11 protein-coding genes are annotated in these 16,626 nt (G+C 72.5%); 1 reads left to right on the forward strand and 10 read right to left on the reverse strand.

The features are described from left to right. Positions 1 to 107 precede the first annotated feature (107 nt). The 9 genes from secA to ahcY all read right to left on the reverse strand — a co-directional run bounded on the left by secA (position 108) and on the right by ahcY (position 13,473). A complete protein-coding gene (secA, locus tag OSR43_RS16100) occupies positions 108 to 2,933 on the reverse strand; it encodes a preprotein translocase subunit SecA (protein ID WP_302267669.1) in 2,826 nt (941 codons plus the stop codon). A 72-nt stretch (positions 2,934 to 3,005) separates the two neighbouring features. Next, positions 3,006 to 4,223, reverse strand: a complete 1,218-nt coding sequence (locus OSR43_RS16105) for a winged helix-turn-helix domain-containing protein (RefSeq protein WP_302267670.1) — start codon at positions 4,221 to 4,223, stop codon at positions 3,006 to 3,008. A gap of 654 nt (positions 4,224 to 4,877) precedes the next feature. Beyond that, on the reverse strand, positions 4,878 to 5,570 hold the full coding sequence (locus OSR43_RS16110) for a response regulator transcription factor (protein ID WP_302267672.1): 693 nt from the start codon (positions 5,568 to 5,570) through the stop codon (positions 4,878 to 4,880). A 140-nt stretch (positions 5,571 to 5,710) separates the two neighbouring features. After that, positions 5,711 to 6,340, reverse strand: a complete 630-nt coding sequence (raiA, locus tag OSR43_RS16115) for a ribosome-associated translation inhibitor RaiA (protein WP_302267673.1) — start codon at positions 6,338 to 6,340, stop codon at positions 5,711 to 5,713. 430 nt (positions 6,341 to 6,770) lie between these two features. Continuing rightward, positions 6,771 to 7,511 carry a ComF family protein gene (locus OSR43_RS16120; RefSeq protein WP_302267674.1) on the reverse strand — a complete coding sequence of 247 codons (741 nt, stop codon included), beginning with the start codon at positions 7,509 to 7,511 and terminating at the stop codon, positions 6,771 to 6,773. 65 nt (positions 7,512 to 7,576) lie between these two features. Then, on the reverse strand, positions 7,577 to 9,322 hold the full coding sequence (locus tag OSR43_RS16125; protein WP_302267675.1) for an LpqB family beta-propeller domain-containing protein: 1,746 nt from the start codon (positions 9,320 to 9,322) through the stop codon (positions 7,577 to 7,579). Next, positions 9,319 to 11,187, reverse strand: coding sequence for an MtrAB system histidine kinase MtrB (gene mtrB / locus OSR43_RS16130; RefSeq protein ID WP_302267676.1), 1,869 nt, complete (start codon positions 11,185 to 11,187; stop codon positions 9,319 to 9,321). Before mtrB ends, OSR43_RS16125 begins: the two co-directional genes overlap by 4 nt. After that, a complete protein-coding gene (mtrA, locus tag OSR43_RS16135) occupies positions 11,156 to 11,869 on the reverse strand; it encodes an MtrAB system response regulator MtrA (protein WP_302267678.1) in 714 nt (237 codons plus the stop codon). Before mtrA ends, mtrB begins: the two co-directional genes overlap by 32 nt. 128 nt (positions 11,870 to 11,997) lie before the next feature. Further along, positions 11,998 to 13,473 (reverse strand): adenosylhomocysteinase, encoded by a 1,476-nt coding sequence (ahcY, locus tag OSR43_RS16140; RefSeq protein ID WP_302267679.1) that lies wholly within the window; start codon positions 13,471 to 13,473, stop codon positions 11,998 to 12,000. 518 nt (positions 13,474 to 13,991) lie between these two features. On the opposite strand from ahcY, the gene OSR43_RS16145 reads away from it, so the two are divergent. After that, complete coding sequence (locus OSR43_RS16145; protein WP_302267680.1) at positions 13,992 to 15,242, forward strand: HNH endonuclease signature motif containing protein; 1,251 nt, start codon at positions 13,992 to 13,994, stop codon at positions 15,240 to 15,242. Between the two features lie 424 nt (positions 15,243 to 15,666). Here the strand turns inward: OSR43_RS16145 and OSR43_RS16150 are convergent, their stop codons facing one another. Beyond that, positions 15,667 to 16,623 (reverse strand): DUF808 domain-containing protein, encoded by a 957-nt coding sequence (locus tag OSR43_RS16150; RefSeq protein WP_302267681.1) that lies wholly within the window; start codon positions 16,621 to 16,623, stop codon positions 15,667 to 15,669. Positions 16,624 to 16,626 lie beyond the last annotated feature (3 nt).

Consider the following 16,626-nt stretch of genomic DNA (forward strand, 5'->3'; position numbering starts at 1 on the left):
TCGCCGACGCTCGTCGACGCGCGATGCCCGACCGACGGAAGCGCACGGACGGCGAACGCCGGCCGGTCCTGGGGGGACCGGCCGGCGTTCGTGGGTGCTGAGGCGCCTCAGCCGTTGACGCGCGCGGCGTGCCCGGTGGGGCCGCCCGGTGCGCCGTGGCACTGCTTGTACTTCTTGCCCGAGCCGCAGGGGCACTTGGTGTTGCGGCCGGTGCCGGCGAACTCGTCCTCGTCCTCCTGCTCGACCCGCGTGGCCACCTCGGCCTCGCCGTCGACGGTGGGGGCGGAGTAGGCCAGCTGCTGCGGGCGCTGCGGCGCGTCCAGGCCCTTGGCCCGGATCTGCGGCGCGTGCTCGACCGGGGCCGCGGCGGCGCCGTCGACCTGGCCGACCGGGGACTGCAGGCCCTCGGCGACCGACAGCGTGGGCGCCGGCTCCTCCTCGACCTGGACGTCGAGGTTGAACAGGAAGCCGACGGCCTCCTCCTTGATCCCGTCCATCATCGCGGCGAACATGTCGAAGCCCTCGCGCTGGTACTCCACCAGCGGGTCGCGCTGCGAGTAGGCCCGCAGGTAGATGCCCTCGCGCAGGTAGTCCATCTCGTAGAGGTGCTCGCGCCACTTGCGGTCGAGCACCGAGAGCAGCACGCGGCGCTCGAGCTCGCGCATCACCTCCGCGCCGACCTCCGCCTCGCGATGGTCGTACGCCGCGTGCGCGTCCTCGCGGAGCAGCTTGACCAGGTCGTCGCGGTCCAGCGCGGACTTGCCGCCGGCCTCATCGACGAGCTTCTCGTGGTCCAGCGAGACCGGCCACAATTGGCCGAGGTCGGTCCAGAGCTGCTCGAGGTCCCACTCCTCGGCGAAGTCGACCAGCGAGCCGGCGACGTACCCCTCGACGACGTCGTCGATGAAGGTCCGGATCTGCTGCTGCAGGTCGGCGCCCTCGAGGACCGCGCGGCGCTCGCCGTAGATGACCTTGCGCTGGCGGTCCATGACGTCGTCGTACTTCAGGACGTTCTTGCGGGACTCGAAGTTCTGCGACTCGACCTGGCCCTGGGCGTTGGCGATCGCGTTCGTGACCCGCTTGTTCTCGATCGGGACGTCGTCGGGGATCTTGAGGACCTGGAGCACCCGGTCGACCCACTCGGACTTGAACAGCCGCATCAGCTCGTCCTGCAGCGACAGGTAGAACCTGGACTCGCCCGGGTCGCCCTGGCGGCCGGAGCGACCACGCAGCTGGTTGTCGATGCGGCGCGACTCGTGGCGCTCGGTGCCGATGACGTAGAGGCCGCCGAGGTCCTTGACCTCGTCGTGCTCGGTCCCGACCTGGCGCTTGATGCGCTCGATCGTCTCGGGCCACGCCTCGTCGTACGCCTCGCCCGTCTCGCCGCCCGGCTCGAGGCCGCGCTTGCGGAGCTCCTGGTCGGCGAGGAACTCCACCGAGCCACCGAGCATGATGTCGGTGCCTCGACCGGCCATGTTGGTCGCGACGGTGACCGCGCCCTTGTGACCGGCCATCGCGACGATCTTGGCCTCGTCGGCGTGGACCTTCGCGTTCAGCACGGTGTGCGGGATGCCGCGGCGCTTGAGCTTCTCGGAGAGGTGCTCGGACTTCTCGACCGAGACGGTGCCGACCAGGATCGGCTGGCCCTTCTCGTTGCGGGTGGCGATGTCCTCCACGACCGCGTCGTACTTCGCCTCCTCGGTCCGGTAGACGAGGTCGGGCTGGTCGATGCGGGCCATCGGCTTGTTGGTCGGGATCGGGACCACGCCGAGCTTGTAGATCTTGTCGAACTCGCTGGCCTCGGTCATCGCCGTGCCGGTCATGCCGGAGAGCTTGTCGTAGAGGCGGAAGTAGTTCTGCAGCGTGACGGTCGCGAGCGTCTGGTACTCCTCGCGGACCTCGACGCCCTCCTTGGCCTCGATCGCCTGGTGCAGGCCGTCGTTGTAGCGGCGGCCGGCGAGCATGCGGCCGGTGTGCTCGTCGACGATGAGCACCTCGCCGCCCTGCACGACGTACTCCTTGTCGCGCCGGAACAGCTCCTTGGCCTTGATGCAGTTGTTCATGAAGGAGATGAGCGGGGTGTTCACCGAGTCGTAGAGGTTCTCGATGCCGAGGTAGTCCTCGACCTTGGTGATGCCCGGCTCAAGCACCGAGATCGTCCGCTTCTTCTCGTCGACCTCGTAGTCGACGTCCTTCTCCAGGCGGCGCGCGATCTTGGCGAACTCGCCGTACCACTTGACCTCGTCCTGGGTGGGACCGCTGATGATCAGCGGGGTCCGCGCCTCGTCGATGAGGATCGAGTCGACCTCGTCGACCACGGCGAAGTTGTGGCCGCGCTGCACGCAGTCCTCCAGCGAGGAGGCCATGTTGTCGCGCAGGTAGTCGAAGCCGAGCTCGTTGTTGGTGCCGTAGGTGATGTCGCAGGCGTACGCCGCGCGCCGCTCCGCCGGGCGCATCTCCGGCAGGATCACCCCGGTCGTGAGACCGAGGAAGTGGTGGATGCGGCCCATCATCTCGGACTGGTACTTGGCCAGGTAGTCGTTGACGGTGACGACGTGGACGCCCTTGCCGGTCAGCGCGTTGAGGTACGCCGGCAGGGTCGCGACCAGCGTCTTGCCCTCACCGGTCTTCATCTCGGCGATGTTGCCCAGGTGCAGCGCCGCGCCACCCATGAGCTGGACGTCGTAGTGGCGCTGGCCGCTGACGCGCTTGGCGGCCTCGCGGACGGTCGCGAACGCCTCCGGCATCAGGTCGTCGAGGGACTCGCCGTCCTCATGGCGCTGCTTGAGCTCGCCGGTCATCGCCTGGAGCTGCTCGTCGGTCATCGCGACGAAGTCGTCCTCGATGGCGTTGACGGCCTTGGCGATGGTCTCCAGCTGGCGCACGATCTTGCCCTCGCCGATGCGGAGGAGCTTGTCGATGATCACGGGCACGGGGGTACAACTCCTAGCGATGGGAAGCCGGACGGGCGGCGCCGCCACTCTACCCAGCGGGTCGAGGCGGCCCTAACCGGATCGGAGCAGCTCCTCCAGCACCGGCGCCAGGTCGCCCCGGGGCTCCACGACGAGCGGCTCGTCGGCGACGAGCCCGAGCCAGCCGGCCAGCCGGCGCAGCTCGAGGACCAGCTCGGGCGCGGTCTCCGGCGGCGCGCCGGGCTCGGCGTACGCCCCGCGCACGAGGAGCCGCCCCGCCGCCCGGTCGGCCTTGAGGTCGACGCGCGCCACCAGGCGGTCGCCGAGCAGGAACGGCAGCACGTAGTAGCCGTGCACCCGCTTGTCGGCCGGCACGTAGATCTCGATGCGGTAGCGGAACCCGAAGATCCGCTCGGTGCGCTCGCGCTCCCACACGACCGGGTCGAAGGGGCTCAGCAGCGCGCGGGCGTCGACCCGGCGCGGCCGGCGGGCGTCGCGGTGGAGGTAGACCGGCCGGTCCCACCCCTCGACGCGGGCCGGGAGCAGCTCGCCGGCCTCGACCAGCTCAGCGACCGCCCGGCGCGTCTCGTCGACGCCCATCCGGTAGTAGTCGCGCAGGCAGGGGGCGCTGGCGACCCCGTGCGAGCGGGCAGCCCGCCGGACCAGCTCGCGCGCCGCCTCCGCGGGCGTCGGCACGGGGCGTGCGAGCACCTCGGCCGGCAGCACCCGCTCGGGCAGGTCGTAGACCGGCTCGAAGGACGGCGTGCGCGCCGCGACGGCCAGCTCACCGGTCATGAACAACAGGTCCAGCGCCTTGCGCGCCTCCGACCAGTTCCAGCCCCAGTGCTCCTTGCTGCGCGGCCCGTCCGCACCCAGGGCCGGCTCCAGCTCGCGGGCCGTCGACGCGCCGCGGGCGCGCACCTCGGCCAGCACGGAGGCGGTGAGCTCCTCGGGCAGGTCGCGCCACCACTTGCCCCGCCGCTCGCGGTAGTCCGCCATCCGGTGCTGCATGTGCGGCCACAGGTCGACCGGCATGAACGCCTGGACGTGCGCCCAGTACTCCACCACGCGCCGCGGCCGCTGCTCCGCCGCCCGGCGGAGCAGCTCGGTGTCGTACGGCCCCATGCGCGAGTAGAGCGGCACGTAGTGCGCCCGCTGCAGCACGTTGACGGAGTCGACCTGCAGCACGCCGGTGCGCTCCAGGGTGCGGGTGAACGTCCGCATGGTCGGCACGGTGTGGCGCGGGTCCAGGAACCCCTGCGCCGCCAGCGCCACTCGCCGGGCCTGCGCGCGGGACAGGTGCTCGGTCACGCGTTGGAGGGTAGGGCCCGCCGCCGACGCCTGCCTTCCCGGCGCTGCGGGCGCGGTCGCTGGAGTCCCCGGTCAACCGGGGACTCCCTCGCTTACCGGGGTAGATCTGCCCCGGTGAGCAAGGGACTTCCCCGGTCAGCAGCCTTCCGGGGGCCTCTGCGACCGGGGGGCGGGTACGCCGCGCGGGTCGGGGCCGCGGCTCGGCTCGCCGGGTCTCGACGACGCTCGCTCGCGCTCGCTGCTCGACCAGCGGCTGCCGCGCGGGTCGGGGCCGGAGGTGGACGACGGGCGGGCAGGCCCGGTCGTGGTCGGGTCTGGCAGCCCGGAGCGAGGCACGAGCGCAGGGCCGGTAGACCGGGCCCTGCCCGCCCGGCGGGAACCGCAGCCCCCGACCCCCACCACCGACGCCGTAGCCCGGCTCACCGGGTCGCGACGACGCTCGCTAGCGCTCGCCGCTCGACCAGCGGCTGCCGCGCGGGTCGGGGCCGGAGGTGGACGACGGGCGGGCAGGCCCGGTCGTGGTCGGGTCTGGCAGCCCGGAGCGAGGCACGAGCGCAGGGCCGGTAGACCGGGCCCTGCCCGCCCAGTGGGAACCGCAGGCCCCGACCCCCACCACCAACGGCCCCGCCGCTCGACCGGCGGGAACCGGTCGGCCTACGGCAGGTCGAGCAGCTTCTCCTTGACCGCGTACATCACGGCCTCCATGCGGGAGTGGAGCTGGAGCTTCTCGAGGATGTTGCGGACGTGGTTCTTGACGGTGTTCTCGGAGATGAAGAGCTGCTTGGCGATCTCGCGGTTGTTCATCCCGCGGGCGACCAGCCGGAGGACCTCCAGCTCGCGCTCGGTGAGCCGCAGGCCGGGGACGTGCTCCCGCTCGGGCCGCGACATCTGCTTGAACTCGTCGATCAGCTTGACCGCCATCGACGGGCTGATCAGCGACTGGCCGTCGGCGACCACGCGGACCGCCTGGGCGACCTCCTCGATCGAGGAGTCCTTGAGCAGGTAGCCGGAGGCGCCGGACTTGACCGCCTCGTAGAGGTCGGCCTCCTCGTCGGAGACGGTGAGCATGATGATCTTGGCCGAGGGCACGGCCTCCTTGATGGCCCGGCACGCCTCGATGCCGGTGCGCTTGGGCATCCGGATGTCCAGCAGCACCACGTCGGGCGCCGCGCTCGTCGCCAGGTTGGTGCCCTCGACGCCGTCGCCGGCCTCACCGACGACCTCGATGCCCTCCTCGACGGTGAGCAGCATGGTCAGTCCGCGGCGGAAGAGCTCCTGGTCGTCGACGACCAGGACCCGGATCGGCTCGGCAGCCCCGCCGGCTGCGGCCGTGCTCTGTCCTGTCACCGGGGCATCATGGCACGCGCAGGGGGCTGGGTGCGCCCGTCCGGCTGGCGGAAGCGCGGCGGCGCCCGGCTCGCGGGCCGGACACGGCGGCGGGGTGGCCCGTGACCGGACCACCCCGCCGTACGTCGCCTCCGACCCGGCTACTCCTGGGCGCCGAGGTCGAGCGCGATCACGCCGTAGTCGTAGCCGCGCCGGCGGTAGACCACCGAGGGCCGCTCGCTGTCCTTGTCGACGAACAGGTAGAAGTCGTGACCGACCAGCTCCATCTCGTAGAGCGCCTGGTCGAGGGTCATGGGGCTGGCCGGGTGGGTCTTCTCCCGGACCACCAGCGGCCCGTCGCCCACGACGGCGATCGGCCCGACCTTCCGCTCGAGTGGCGCGTCGTCCTCGGGGGCCTCCGCCGCGGCCGCGAGCGCGTCGACCTCGGCGAGCGCCTGGCCGACCGAGACCGGGGTCTTCTGGCCGCGGTGGACGCGGCGGCGGTCCGCGGCGCGCCGCATCTGCGCCGCCATCTTGTCCACGGCGAGGTCCAGGGCGCCCATCTTGTCGTCGGCGGCGGCCTCGGCACGGATCACCGGACCCTTGGAGAAGGCCGTCAGCTCCACGTGCACCGCGCGGTCGTGCTGGCGCGGGTTCGCCTCGCAGTCGACCTCGACGTGCACCCGCATGATGCGGTGGTCGTGCTTCTCGAGCCGGGCCAGCTTCTCCGCGGCGTGCTCGCGGTAGCGGTCCGAGATCTCGCAGTTCCGAGCCGTGACGACAACTTCCATGTGAACCTCCTGGTGATCAGTTGGTTTCCTCAGGCCCCACTCGTGCCCACCTGCGGGCAGCACGACACGCACGCCGGAGGGCGCGCACCGGGCGCGCCTGGCGTGACGTGGCGGGGAGGAGTCCGTCCGGCCGACCTGGTCTTCGACCCCACAACCGCCTGCTGGGGCTTCCGCAGCTTCTCCGCCACTACCGGCCCTCTCCCGCCGTCGGCCACATCTGGTGGCCGGGGCGAGGCAGGTCTTACCTCTAAGCCGCACCGTGATCGGCGGGCCCGGGTCTCCCCGGACCGCGCCTTACGTGGACCGTTTCGCCTGCGACTGGCATCGGCTAGCCGCCTGCGCACCGCACCCCGTGTCGAGGCCGGCACCCAGACGGTGCAACCACGGACCCGGACGGACTCCATGTGGAGACGTTAGTCCGTGACCCAAGTCACCGGTAGGGCGCCTCCGCCCGACCGGGTGAGGGCCCCTGCCGCGGCGCGGGGAACCGCCGTCGCGTCGCCGCGACCGCCGCGACGGCGGCCACGTGCAGCCCGACCGCCTCGAGGGCGCGCTGGGCCTCGCGGGCCGTGGAACCGGTGGTCAGCACGTCGTCGCAGACAACGACCGACACGCGGGGCCGGCGGCGGGCGAGCCGCCGGAGCGAGGCGTCGGTGCACGCCATCGAGCCGGTGAGGTTGGCCGACCGCGCGACCGCGTCGAGCCCCGCCTGGTCCACGACGCCGGGCCGGGTGCGCAGCATCCGGACGGCCACCGCGTCGACCCCTGCGGCCCGCAGCCGGGCGGCCGCGCCCGCCGTCACGGCGTACGTCGGGTCGTGGCCGCGCTCGCGGACCGTCGCCGTCCGCGACGGCACCGGCACGAGCGCCACCGAGCCCGCCGGCACCGCACTGCCCACCGCCGCGGACGCCGCGGTGGCCAGCAGGTCGGCCAGCGGTCGCCGGAGTCCCAGCAGCCGGCGCTCCTTCAGCCCCAGGACCAGGCTCCGGACCAGCCCGTCGTACGCCGCCGCGGCCCACGGCTCGACCAGGCCGGCGGGCACCGGGGTCGGCCAGGCGGGGCGCGCCGAGTCCGGCAGGGCGGCCGCGCAGTCCCGGCACAGCACGCGACCCGGTCGCTCGCAGCCGGCGCAGCGGCCACCGAGAAGCAGGTCGGCCGCGGCGTCGAGCACCGTCCGAGCCTCACCGGACCGGCGCGGCCGGGCAACCGGGGCGGGGCCCGCCTGTGGACGAGCCGTCAGCCGACGTACCGCACGGAGGTGACGCCGTCGTCGAGGTCGACGACGTCCCGCATCTGGTTGCTGGCGTCCACGAGGCCGCCCTGGGTGACCGCCCAGACGCTGTCGGTGGTGACCGGGGTCCCGGCCAGCGCGAGGTAGCGGCCCCGCAGCGTCGTGGCCACCGACTCCATCCCGGCCGGAGCGCCGTCGACGGAGAGCGTGCGGACCTCGAAGAGCTCGTCGGCGAGGCGGTGCAGCACCGCGACCGAGGTCGGCGAGCGCCAGGCGAGGTCGCGGATGCGCACGTCGTCCCCGCCCTCCCACACCAGCCGGCGCGCCGGGGTGGCCGAGACGAGGCCCTTCTGGTCGTAGCGGATCCGGCTCACGCGCACCTGGTCGCCGGAGGCGGTCCGCACGACGGCCACCATCCGCGAGCCGTCGCGCGACACGAGGAACGACCGCACGTCCGACCCGCTGATCCCTGGCACCCTCAGCTGGACCGGGGCACCGTCCTCGAGGACGGTCGTGACCCGGGCACCGCCACCGGCCCGGTCGACGACCCACAGCCGGCCGCTGACGTCCCAGGCGGGCGGGAGCAGGTTCGTGGCGCCGCTGAGGACCGGCTCGGCGGTCGCCTCCACCCCGCGCACCGGCGCCCGCAGCAGGGTGCGGCCGCTGTCGGCGACGGCTGCCACGGTGGTCGAGGTGAGGTCGACCGCGAACGACCGGACGCCGAGGTCGCGGGTGCCGAGCGGCCCGTCGGTCGCCTCGAGGGCATCGGCGTCGCCGGAGACGAGCACGCCCTCGCGCAGCGCGTAGACCAGGTCCGTCGCCTGGTAGCCCGCCGGGTCGTACGCCGACCCCTCGGTGACCTCGAACTCGGTGACACCGCCGGGCAGCTGGACCGGCCGACCGTCGATGGAGACGCGGAACCGCTCGATCGTGGGCACCTGGCGCAGCGTCCAGGCCAACTGGGCGACGACCAGGCGGACCGCCTCGGGAGTGGGCGCCGGCGCCCCGCCGGAGGCGTCGATCGCGATGTCGACGACGTCGCCGACCGGCACCGACAGCTCGACGCTGGAGCCGGCGGGCAGGAACGTCGTCGCGACCCGCGAGAGCTCCGGGCCCGGCCCGGCGAGCAGCGCCGACACCAGGTTGCTGACCCGCTGGTCCCCGCGCGGCACGAACGCCGGCTCGGGCACGAGCACCCGCGCGTTGGGGTCGAAGAAGTAGAGCGTCACCCGCTGGTAGCGCTGCTCGAACCAGGACTGCGGCACGACCAGCGCGTCCGGCGCCGAGGCGATGCGGTACTGCCCGTCGACCAGCTCCACCGGGAAGGTCAGCGACTCGTCGTACGTCGGCAGGCGGCCGCGCCACCGCCCGCTGCCGTCGAGCCGCTCGCCTCCGACGAGGGTCACCCGGACCTGCGAGCTGCCGCGGGGCGACAGGAAGTCGTCGTAGGTGATGATCCCGTCCTTGGGGCTCCAGGACTCGCGGAACTCCGGCGTGAGGTACTGCCGCGCCACCGACGTGCTGATCGGGAAGGCCGTCATCGCGTCGAGGAACCGGTCGACGATCTCGGCCGGCGAGGCGCCGTCGGGCGGCGGCGGCGGGTCGAAGTAGTACTGGCCGGCCTCCTCGCCGTCGCCGCTGCGCGGACCGGTCTCGACGACCGGGCCGCCCTCGGGCAGCGAGACGCAGCCACCGAGCGCCAGGACGAGCGCGAGGACCGGGGCGAGGACCGCGGCGCGCCGGGCGGTCACGAGCCCGCCCCCTTCCCGGTGGTGGGCCCGGTCGTGGGCCCGGTCGTGGGCCCGGTGGTCGATCCGGCCGGCGGGTCCGTCGGGGTCCCGGTCACCGAGCTGTTCACCGGGCTGTTCACCGGGCTGTTCACCGAGCCGTTCACCGACTCCGCGCCGGGGCCGGCGGGCGGGCCGGTGAGGCCGGCGCCCACCGCCGCCCCGGCACCACTGGTCCGCTCGCGGGCGTCCATCGGCACGAGCGGCAGCGGGCTCTGCCGCAGCGGGGTGCCTGCCCGACGCGGCAGGGTCAGGCGGAACTGCGCCCCCTCGTCCGGACGGCCCCATGCCTGCAGCCAGCCGCCGTGCAGGTGGGTGTCCTCCAGTGAGATCGACAGGCCCAGGCCGGTACCACCGCTCGTGCGGGCCCGGGCCGGGTCGGCACGCCAGAACCGGTTGAAGACCAGCGCGGACTCCCCCGGTGCCAGGCCGACGCCGTAGTCGCGGACGGCGATGGCGGCGGCGTGGTCGTCCCCGGCGACCTGCACGACCACCCGGGACCGGCCGCGCTCGGGCGGCCCGGCGTGGTCGATGGCGTTGGTGACGAGGTTGCGCACGATGCGCTCGACGCGGCGTACGTCGGCCTCCGCGAGCGCGGGTCGCGCCGGGGCCCGCACGACCAGGGTGACGCCGCGCTGCTCGGCGAGGGCCCGGTTCCGCTCCACGACCCGGTGGGCGACGTCGACGAGGTTGACGTCGTCGAGCTCGAGCACCGCGGCCCCCGCGTCGAAGCGGCTGATCTCGAGCAGGTCGACCAGCAGCGTCTCGAACCGGTCCAGCTCGGTCTGCAGCAGCTCGGCGGCCCGCGCGGTGACCGGGTCGAAGTCGGCGCGGGCGTCGAAGAGGACGTCGCCGGCCATCCGCACCGTGGTCAGCGGGGTGCGCAGCTCGTGGGAGACGTCGGAGACGAACCGCCGCTGGACCCGGCTGAGCTCCTCGAGCTGCCGGATCTGGCGCTGCAGGCTGCTGGCCATCTGGTTGAACGACAGCGCGAGGCGCGCCAGGTCGTCCTCGCCGGAGACCCGGACCCGCTCCTGCAGGTGGCCGGCCGCGAGCCGCTCGGCGACGCGGCGGGCGTGCCGGATGGGGGTCACCACCTGGCGGGTCACGAGCCAGGCGAGCCCGGCCACGAGCACGAGGAGGAGCCCGCCGGCGGTGAGCAGGGCCCGGGTCACCAGCGCGAGGGTGTCCTGCTCCTCCTCCAGCGGGAAGAGGAAGTACAGCGTCCACGCCCGCCCGTCGGAGGGCAGCCGCACCTGGGAGCCCACGACGATCCCGGGCTGGGTGGAGGCCACCCGACCGGCCTCGTCGAGGGTCCGGATCGGCGCGTAGGTCCACGCGGTGCCGGAGTCCTCGGCGAAGTGGTCCAGCAGCGTCTGCGGCACGCTGGTGGTGTCCAGGCCCGGGGTGTAGACGCTGCCGGCCGCCTCCAGGCCGTCGGTCGAGCTCCCCGGCCCGCCGAGGACGACGTCGAACCCGCGGGACTGGCCGCGGGCGATGATCGGCGTGGCCAGGTCGGAGGCCTGCGCGCTGGCGTCGGTGTCGGCGCCGGGGACGGCGACCAGGCGGGCGACCGCCTCCGCCGACTCGTTGTCGGCCTCGGCGACGACCGCGGCGACGCGGTTCTCCAGCAGGCCGTCTCGGGTCTGCTGGAGCAGGAACCAGCCGACGACGCTGACGACGACCGCGGAGAGGACCAGCGTGGAGGCCACCACGCGGGCCTGGATGGACCGGCGCCAGAACGTCAGGCCGCGCCGGACGGTGGCAGGGACGCTGCGCCGGGCCGACGGGCCGCGCTCAGGCGTTGCCGGCCTTGTACCCGACGCCACGGACGGTCACCACGATCTCAGGGTTCTCGGGGTCGTGCTCGACCTTGGAGCGCAGGCGCTGCACGTGCACGTTGACCAGGCGGGTGTCCGCGGCGTGCCGGTAGCCCCAGACCTGCTCCAGGAGCACCTCGCGACTGAAGACCTGCCACGGCTTGCGGGCCAGCGCGACGAGCAGGTCGAACTCCAGCGGGGTCAGGCTGATCGGCGCGCCGCCGCGGGTCACCGAGTGGCCGGCCACGTCGATCACCAGGTCACCGATGGTCAGCGTCTCGGCCTGCGACGTCGAGTCGAAGCGGCGTACCCGTGCCCGGATCCGCGCGATCAGCTCCTTGGGCTTGAACGGCTTGACGACGTAGTCGTCGGCTCCGGACTCCAGGCCCACCACCACGTCGACGGTGTCGCCCTTGGCGGTGAGCATCACGATCGGCACCCCGGACTCGGCCCGGATCTCCTTGCACACGTCGATGCCGTCCCGCCCGGGGAGCATCAGGTCGAGCAGGACCAGGTCGGGCCGGTAGTCGCGGAAGGCCCCCAGCGCCTCGTCGCCGCGAGTCACCATCGCGCTGTCGAAGCCCTCCTGGCGCAGCACGATGGTGAGCATCTCCGCGAGGGAGGCGTCGTCGTCGACGACGAGGATGCGCCCCTTCGCGGTGAGGTCGTTCCCGGTGCCGGACTGGCTCATGGCACCAATCCTGCCAGCACGACGGAGCAGCCCCCGACTCCTCGAGCCGGGGGCTGCTGCCGTGGTGCTGCTGGGGGTGCTGCTGGTGGCGCTGCCGGGCGGCGCTCAGGCGGCGCCCGGGCTACGCGTCAGTAGCGGTACTGGTCGGACTTGTAGGGGCCCGCCACGTCGACGCCGAGGTAGGAGGCCTGGGAGTCCGACAGGGTGGTGAGCTTGACGCCGAGGGCGTCGAGGTGGAGGCGGGCGACCTCCTCGTCGAGGTGCTTGGGCAGCACGTAGACGCCGACCGGGTACTCCTCGGGCTTGGTGAACAGCTCGATCTGGGCGAGGACTTGGTTGGTGAAGGAGTTCGACATCACGAACGACGGGTGACCGGTCGCGTTGCCGAGGTTCATCAGGCGGCCCTCGGAGAGCACGATGATCGCGTTGCCCTCGCCCTCGGGGAACGTCCAGAGGTCGACCTGCGGCTTGACGTTCTTGCGGACGACGCCGGGGTAGGTCTCGAGGCCGGCCATGTCGATCTCGTTGTCGAAGTGGCCGATGTTGCCGAGGATCGCGTTCTGCTTCATCCGGCGCATCTGGTCCAGCGTCACGACGTCCTTGTTGCCGGTCGCGGTGATGATGATGTCGGCGGTCTCCACGACGTCGTCGAGGGTGGAGACCTGGTAGCCGTCCATGGCCGCCTGCAGCGCGCAGATCGGGTCGATCTCGGTCACGATGACGCGGGCGCCCTGGCCGCGCAGCGACTCCGCGCAGCCCTTGCCGACGTCGCCGTAGCCGCAGACGACGGCGACCTTGCCGCCCATGAGGACGTCGGTCGCGCGGTTGATGCCGTCGATGAGCGAGTGGCGGCAGCCGTACTTGTTGTCGAACTTCGACTTGGTGACCGAGTCGTTGACGTTGATGGCCGGGACGAGGAGCGAACCCTCGCGCATCATGTCGTAGAGGCGGAGCACACCGGTGGTGGTCTCCTCGGTGACGCCCTTGATCTCCGCCGCGATCTGGGTCCAGCGGTCCTGGCTCTCCGCCAGCGACGCGTTCAGCGCCTCGAAGATGATCCGCTGCTCGGTGCTGGTGGCGGTGGCCGGGTCAGGGGCCTCGCCCTTCTTCTCCGCCTCGACACCGAGGTGGACGAAGAGGGTCGCGTCGCCGCCGTCGTCCAGGATCATGTTGGCGAAGCGCTTCTCGCCGTCCACGTCCGGCCACTGGAGGATCTGCTGGGTGCACCACCAGTACTCCTCGAGCGTCTCGCCCTTCCAGGCGAAGACCGGGACGCCCTGGGGGTCCTCCGGCGTGCCGTTCGGGCCCACCGCGATGGCGGCCGCGGCGTGGTCCTGGGTGGAGAAGATGTTGCAGGAGGCCCAGCGGACCTCGGCGCCGAGCGCGACCAGGGTCTCGATGAGGACCGCGGTCTGGATGGTCATGTGCAGCGAGCCCGCGATCCGCGCGCCGGCGAGCGGCTGCTCCGCGCCGTACCGCTCACGCATGGCCATCAGGCCGGGCATCTCGTGCTCGGCGAGCTGGATCTCGGTGCGGCCGAAGTCGGCCAGGCTGAGGTCGGCGACCTTGTGGTCCATGGGTGCTCCTGGGAGTGCGGCGGACATCTCCTCGAGAGTAGGACGCCCGCGCGCGGAGGCGGCAATCCTCGCGGCACCGCGGTCGAGACCGGTCCGGGCACGGGTCGGGCCACCGCCGGTCGACCAGCCGAGCCCTGGCGAGGCGTCGTCGAGACCCGGTGCAGGCGCCGCCGCTGGTCGAGCAGCCGAGCCCTGGCGAGGCGTCGTCGAGACCCGGTGAGGTGCGCAGGGCCTCGGCCTCGGGTACTCGCCTCCGGCTGCCAGGTGGGCTCCGCTGGTCGAGCAGCCGAGCCCTGGCGAGGCGTCGTCGAGACCCGGTGAGGTGCGCAGGGCCTCGGCCTCGGGTACTCGCCTTCGGCTGCCAGGTGGGCTCCGCTGGTCGAGCAGCCGAGCCCTGGCGAGGCGTCGTCGAGACTAGTGAGGTGCGCAGGGCCTCGGCCACTCCCATCGGCCGGCGAGAAAGTCACCGAACTTGTCGTCCACGATGTAGTCTGACCTGGGGAAACAGGGGCGGGACTGTCGGTGGTCGGTGCTTGAGTAGACCCATGGCCAAGGACTCCCGACGCAGCGCGCACCTGGTGTGCCGCGCTGTCGCGAAGTCCCACGCCAGGCTCGACCGTGCGCACGAGTCGCACCTGTGGTCGATGTCCGACGACGACGTCGCGGCGACCCTTCTCGAGGCTGCCCGCCTCCGCGCCCGGGTCGAGGCCCTAGAGCTGCGGCTCGCCGCGGAAGCCGACCGCCGGCACGCCGGCGAGCGGGTCGGTGCCACCGACACCGCCGCCTGGTGGGCGACCGAAACGCATCAGACCCGTCCCGCTGCGAAGCACCGCATGCGGCTGGCCGAGTCCCTCAACCGCCACGACCTCACCGCGGCAGTCCTCACCGACGGTGACGTGTCGGTCGACCACGCCCGGGTGATCACCGAGTGCCTCGACAAGCTCCCCACCGACCTCGACGACCCGACCATCCCCCTCCGCGCGGAGCAGCACCTGCTCGCCGAGGCGCGGCACCGGGACCCGAAAACGTTGCGCATCCTCGCCAAGCACGTCCTCACCGTCGTAGCACCCGAGATCGGCGAGGCCCGCGACGCGAAGGCCCTCGAGGCCGAGGAGCGCCTCGCCCGGGAGACCGCGTGGCTGACGATGAGCCCCGACGGGCGCGGGTCGGTGGTCGGGAAGTTCAAGATCCCCGAACTGCACGGCGCCATGCTGAAGAAGACGCTCCTCGCGTTCGCTGCGCCGAAGCACCAAGCCGCCACCCAGGAAGCAGGCGCGCCCGAGCCCGTGGAGCGGCGTCCGTGGCCGGATCGGATGGGTGACGCGTTCTGCGAGCTCCTCGAACGCCTCCCCACCGCTTCCGTCCCGAAGCTCGGCGGCCTCAACGCCACCGTCGTCGTCACCATGGACATCGCCTCGTTGATGGGTGGCCTCGCGCCAGGTGTCCTCGACGACGGCGCCACCATCTCCGCAGCCACCGCACGGAGACTGGCCTGCGAAGCGGGCCTCGTCCCCGCCGTCCTCGGCAGCAAGTCAGAGCTCCTGGACCTCGGGCGCACCACCCGGTTGTTCACCGGCGCCCAACGCAGGGCGCTGAACCTCACCCAGCCGACCTGCACCGCAGAAGGCTGCGACTGGCCCGCCCACCTCTGCCACGCCCACCACGACCAACCCTGGTCCACCGGCGGCACCACCGACCTCGTCAACGCCCGCAACCTCTGCCCCAGGCACCACGACCCCGCGTACGAGACCACCCACCTGCCCGGCGGGAAGGTCGCCTTCCACCACCGGACATAGGCCGACCCAACGGACACACCTTGTCCACCGCAACCACAGCGGTCGACCCCCGCCGGCCGTGAGGCGACACGCAGCCGCGCCCAGGACCTCGACCCCAGCGGCGCGCAACCACACGACTCGAAAAACGGACCCCGCCCCAAGCGCGCCCGGCGGCCCGACGACCACCCCCAGGCCCTGCACACCTCACCGGGTCTCGACGACGCTCGCCAGGGCTCGCTGCTCGACCAGCAGGTCCGGGTCTCGACGACGCTCGCCAGCGCTCGCTGCTCGACCAGCAGGTCCGGGTCTCGACGACGCTCGCCAGCGCTCGCTGCTCGACCAGCAGGCCCGGGTCTCGACGACGCTCGCCAGGGCTCGCTGCTCGACCAGCAGGTCCAGGTCTCGACGACGCTCGCTCGCGCTCGCTGCTCGACCAGCGGCGGGATCAGTGGGCGGCGGCGTGCTCCTGGTCGTCCTTCTTGCCGAAGGGGAGGACGTGCACGACGGCGACGATGATCGCGCCGAGGACCAGGCCGAAGACGGCGGAGCAGGCGGTGTTGACCAGCCAGCCCAGGACACCGCCGAGGGCGCCGGTAGCGTGGTGGACCTCCTCCTCGAGGTGGTGCACGAAGTCGTACGGCGCGTGCCAGCCGAGCTCGTCGAGGCCGACCAGTTCGATGTGGCCGCCGACCCACAGCATGGCGACCGTGCCGACGACCGAGATGACGGTGAGCAGCTTGGGCATGCCGTTGACCAGGCCGCGGCCGATCTTCTGCGCGGCGGCCGAGCTGCGCTGGGCCAGCTTGAGCCCGATGTCGTCCATCTTCACGATGAGCGCGACCACGCCGTACACGGCGACGGTGATGGCGACGGCCACCACGACGAGGATGACCGCGCGGCTCCAGAAGCCCTCGTCGGCGACCTCGTTGAGCGAGATCACCATGATCTCGGCCGAGAGGATGAGGTCGGTCCGGATCGCGCCGCCGACCATCGCCTTCTCCGCGTCGGCGCCCGTGCCGCCCACCGGGGCGGCGTGGGAGTCGTGCCCGCGGATCTTGCCCCAGATCTTCTCGGCACCCTCGAAGCACAGGTAGGCGCCGCCCAGCATGAGGATCGGGGTCAGCAGGAACTCGGCGAACTGGCTCAGGAGCAGCGCCACCGGGAGGATGATCAGCAGCTTGTTGCGGATCGAGCCGATGGCGATCCGCTTGATCATGGGCAGCTCGCGGTCGGCGGTCACGCCGTGGACGTACTGCGGGGTCACCGCGGTGTCGTCGACGACCACGCCGGCGGCCTTGGTCGTCGCCCGCCCGGCAGCGGCACCGACGTCGTCGACCGACGCAGCGGCGAGGCGCGCCAGCGCGGCGACGTCGTCGAGCAGTCCGAAAAGTCCAGCGCTCACGGG

The sequence above is a fragment of the Nocardioides sp. Arc9.136 genome (assembly GCF_030506255.1).
Lineage (GTDB): Bacteria > Actinomycetota > Actinomycetes > Propionibacteriales > Nocardioidaceae > Nocardioides.